The organism is Protofrankia sp. Cj3 (assembly GCF_917627355.1).
Classification (GTDB): domain Bacteria; phylum Actinomycetota; class Actinomycetes; order Frankiales; family Frankiaceae; genus Protofrankia.
Genome location: NZ_CAKJTR010000035.1, coordinates 34,569 through 38,711 on the forward strand (window position 1 = coordinate 34,569; position 4,143 = coordinate 38,711).

Annotated in this window: 2 protein-coding genes and 1 pseudogene; all 3 read right to left on the reverse strand. The window is 63.4% G+C overall.

Features of this window, described 5'->3' with window-relative positions; all coding sequences use genetic code 11:
* A pseudogene (locus tag MJ783_RS07165) lies at positions 1-474 on the reverse strand (hypothetical protein); the annotation flags it as partial.
* A 51-nt stretch (positions 475-525) separates the two neighbouring features.
* Entirely contained in the window at positions 526-2,445 is a 1,920-nt protein-coding gene (locus MJ783_RS07170; RefSeq protein ID WP_239309380.1) for a phenylacetate--CoA ligase family protein, read from the reverse strand.
* Positions 2,442-3,632: an acetyl-CoA carboxylase biotin carboxylase subunit family protein gene (locus tag MJ783_RS07175; protein ID WP_239309381.1), complete on the reverse strand. Its 1,191-nt coding sequence runs from the start codon at positions 3,630-3,632 to the stop codon at positions 2,442-2,444. Before MJ783_RS07175 ends, MJ783_RS07170 begins: the two co-directional genes overlap by 4 nt.
* Positions 3,633-4,143: the final 511 nt, after the last annotated feature.

Below are 4,143 nucleotides of genomic sequence, written 5' to 3' on the forward strand. Positions count from 1 at the left end.
GGTGAGCTCATGCTGGTCGGCGAACGAGCGGAACGCGTCGATGCCGAGCAGGGCACGCGGAACCGCGCCGACCCAGTCCTGCCCGCCGCAGTCACTACCCACGTTGAATTCAAGAATCTTGAGACTGGCACCGTCATGGTAAGCGTCGATACGGCCAAACCGGGGTGGTTTCACCGCACCGATCCGGCGCATGATCCTGGCCCGTGCGGGGCTGAGCCGCAGCGCGTCATGAAACCGGTCGAAATCGCCGTGGAAAAGACGTTCCGGCAGCGAGAAGATCAGGTCGGCGGCACGATTGGTGTCGTCGATGAACCTGTCCATCTCCGTTTTCCCGACGAACATCGGCCGCGCCAGGTAGTCGTAGCCGAGGGCGGCCAGGTTCGAGAACCGTGCCCCGTTGAGATCAATACTCAGCAGCGGGGAGCCCGCGCCGGCCAGCTCGTTGTTGAACAACTCCGTCACACGATCGGCCATGCGTACGACTCTCTTTCATGATTAGCCGGAAATGGGCTCGTCGGGTACTGGTCACCGCAGCCGCCGGTCGATGACAGTCTTGATCTTCCCGCTCACGGCGTCACGGGGCAGCCGGCCCTCAGGAAGGCATTCCACGACGAGTTCGAACATGTCGAGATCGGCATCGACGTCATGACGTTCAGCAAGTGCCGGAAATTTCTCGGCAAGAAAGTCCTTTATTTCCCGGGCAGCCAACGCCGCCGGCGACTCGGTACGGACGATCACGGTCTCTTTACCCGCCAGAGAGGTGATCTCCAGCTGGAGCCGCGACACGCCGAAAACGTCGAGCGCGGTAAGCACGTCGCTGTACAGCACCCGCCTGGCCATCATCTCGATCTGCCCGTCGGAGCGGCCGGTGTACTCGAGCACCTGGCCCGACACGCCACAGCCGCAGTCGTGCTGGAAAATCCGGCCGCAGTCGCCGATCCGGTAGCGGATCAGCGGGCCTTCGAACTTCTGCATACTGGTGATCAGGAGGTCACCGTATTCGCCCGCCGGTACCGGGTTACCATCCTGATCAACTACTTCGACGAAATTGTAGTCCGCGCAGATATGATGCAGCGTCCCGCTCAGCTCACCGCACTGGTAGCCCAGCTGGGCGCCATCGTTGGCCGCAAGGATACTGGAGATAACGTGGGTGCCCAGCTGCTCCCGAAGCCAGGCCCGATCGGACTGGGCCATGGGTGTGCCACCGTAGATCACTTTTTCGATCTTGAGATCCGGCTGGTGGGCCTTGGCGTCCCGCAGCAGCGGAAGGAGCATCGCGGGCTGCGCGAGAACGGCATTGGCCTGGAAACTCGCGCACAGCATCAGAATGTCGTCAACGGATGCCAGCTGAGCCGTCGTGTAGCACTCCAGCGGCATGCGCGACAGCTCCGCAACCGTGGTGGTCATGCCGCCGTACAGCTTTCCGCCGTACAGCATGTTGATCAACCGGTCACCTTTGTCCAGGCCGAGCTCGTAGAAGAGCGGAATTGCTTCCCGCACCATGTTGTGCCAGTCGGTACGGGAATAGACGACGTAACGTGGCGCCCCGCTCGAGCCGCCGCTGCGCAGGACCTCCCCCGTGGGTGGCGCGCCACTGCACAGAGCACGGCTGAAGGGCAGCGAATATTTTTCCAGATCAGCCTTATCCATGATCGGCAACAGTGGCAGATCCTCGAGGCCCTGGACCGGGGGAAGATCGCGGTAGTAGGGCGTCCGCCGCGCCCGCTGAACGAGGTAGCGCAGCTTGGCACCGAGCCGGCCGGTCTCCTCGTCGGTGTCGCGGCTGCGTGCCGCGGACAGGCGGGTACCCATCAGGTAGTCGCGGTGAAACAGTTGGTGGACCCACGCGGCTCGGCAGTCCAGCGTGAAGATGGCCCCGCTGGCAGCCGCGCTGTCCCCGGCCAGCTCCGGGTCCAGCCGGACGCGTACGGCGTTCGGGTCCGGGCTCGCGGCGGCAGCCGCCGGGGTGTCCCGCGGGACGGTCACCACGGCAGGCACCTCGACGAGACGACCGTCAGGGACGTGCGCGTGCGCGTCAACAGCCCGACCGGCAGGCAACGGCAGTCCCTGCTGCCGCAGGAGATCCATGAGTTCGTGCCAGAACGGCTGGCGGTGGGTGCGGATAACGATCTCGTTGCCGGCCGCCCAGCCAAGGAGCAGGCCGCGCAGTGTGTCGCGCGCGTCGCGGTCATCCAGGACCAGCGTGCCGATCGGCGAGAACTCGTAGACGTCGTTGGTGTCGATCAACGGCTGCCACGGGTACTGGCTCAGGCCGCCGAAAAGCTCGTCGAGTCCTTCGGCCAGCCCCGCGCTGTCGAACAAGCCGCGCAGACCGGGTAAACCCGCGTCCGCCAGCAACCGGGCCGCGCGCGAGCCAGGTTCGGCCGAAATTTCCCGTTCGACCAGCTCGACAGCCAGAATGAGGTCGGTGGGGTAGTACCTCATGACAGCTTCACCTCTGTCTCGACCCTGATGGAGCAGGCACATTCGCGCAGGAAATCCGCAAGCACGCCGGGGTCACGATGCGACGCCTCGATGAACAGCGGCACCAGCCATTCCTGGTAGGTCACGCGGTCGGGGAGAGGGTCCGCAGGCCCGAGCATGTGCAGCCGGTCCACACAGGGATGTTCCCGCAGGTGCGCTGGGATCACGAGAGACACCATGGAGCCAGCGGGCAGGTGATGGCCGGGAAACACCAGCCAGGCGTGATATTTGCCGCTCGGCGGGCCGGGCGCCGGCAACGTCGTGCCCATACGGATCGCAATCTCGTACGACGGCAGATGTAGACCCGTGCGACGTAGGTAAGCGTCCACGACGCCGGCCCCGCCGACCCGGTTGGCAATCTCAAGGAAGACGGGCTCCCCCAACGGCGTCCGGAAGAACTCAAGATGAATGCAGCCCGCCTGGACGTCAAGCGCCGCCAGCACGCTCAGCACGAACTCACGGTATTGTTCACCGGCCGGGACGTGAAAAGCTCCGAGTGGTTTTCCATCGATAAAGTCAAGAGGCGTGTTGATGTACTTGCTGACGGCGAAACTGATTAATTTTCCACCGGCTACCAGACCGTCGGCGAACAGAATGTCGCCTTCGATGTACTCCTCGAGCTGGAAGTCGTCACAGCTGGCCAGCTCGCGGTAGGCGGCGACGGCATCCTCGGCTGTGGCGTGGATGCGCACACCTTCGCTGGACGCGCCCTGGCGGGGTTTGAGCACGGTCCTCCCCGACCAGGGCAGCGTACCGTCCGGCGCCGGAGCCACCGCGAAACGCGGATACCGCACACCCGCTCCGGCCACCGCCTCCTTCATTCTTACCTTGTCGCGTACCAGTTCCAGCTGTTTCTTTGACGGGCCGTCCAGGCCCAGATGCCGGCGCACGTGGCACGCCTCCAGTATCCCGAACTCCGACAATGCCAGGACATGCTCGAAACCGTCCGCGCGGGAGACTCGAGAGACAATTCCCAGGACAAGCTCATCATCGGCAGCGAGTTCGATGCGGGCGCACCGGAGATCCGCGGGCAGATCCGCCATCCGCTGCGGATATCCGATATAGGTCACATCATGACGGTCATGATCTATTCCATGACAATAATCGATCTTCCGGTAGGGAACCTGGTGGATAATCAGCACCTTCATCCCAGATACTCCAATGCTGTGATGCCCCAGCTGAAACCCATGGCACTCGTTGCCAGCAGGATCAGGTCACCTCCTCGCAGCGCACCGGCCACCTGAAGGTCACGCAGGGCTATCAGGGTGTCCGCGCCACCCATGTGCCCCAGCCGGTCGTAGTTGAACGCACTCCTGGATTCCGGTATACCGACAGCCCGCAGCAACTGTTCGTGCATTCTTCGGTCGCCGTGATTGATGAGGAAGTGGGCGACGTCGTTCTTCCGCGCGTGGAGCGCATCCAGTGTCTCGTCTATCAACGACGTGAAGTTCTCCACGTAGGCTGCCGCGAGGCCCGGACGATATTCGCTCCGGCGAATGGTCAGGCGATCCCGCCGGTATTCAGCGAAATAGTAGTCAGACCAGCCCGGATCGGTACGCATCGCCGAGTGGCGCACTTCGAACAGAAACCCGTCACCGGACAGCAGCACCTGTCTCTTATACACATCTGACGCTGCCGACGAAGAGGATAGTGTAGATC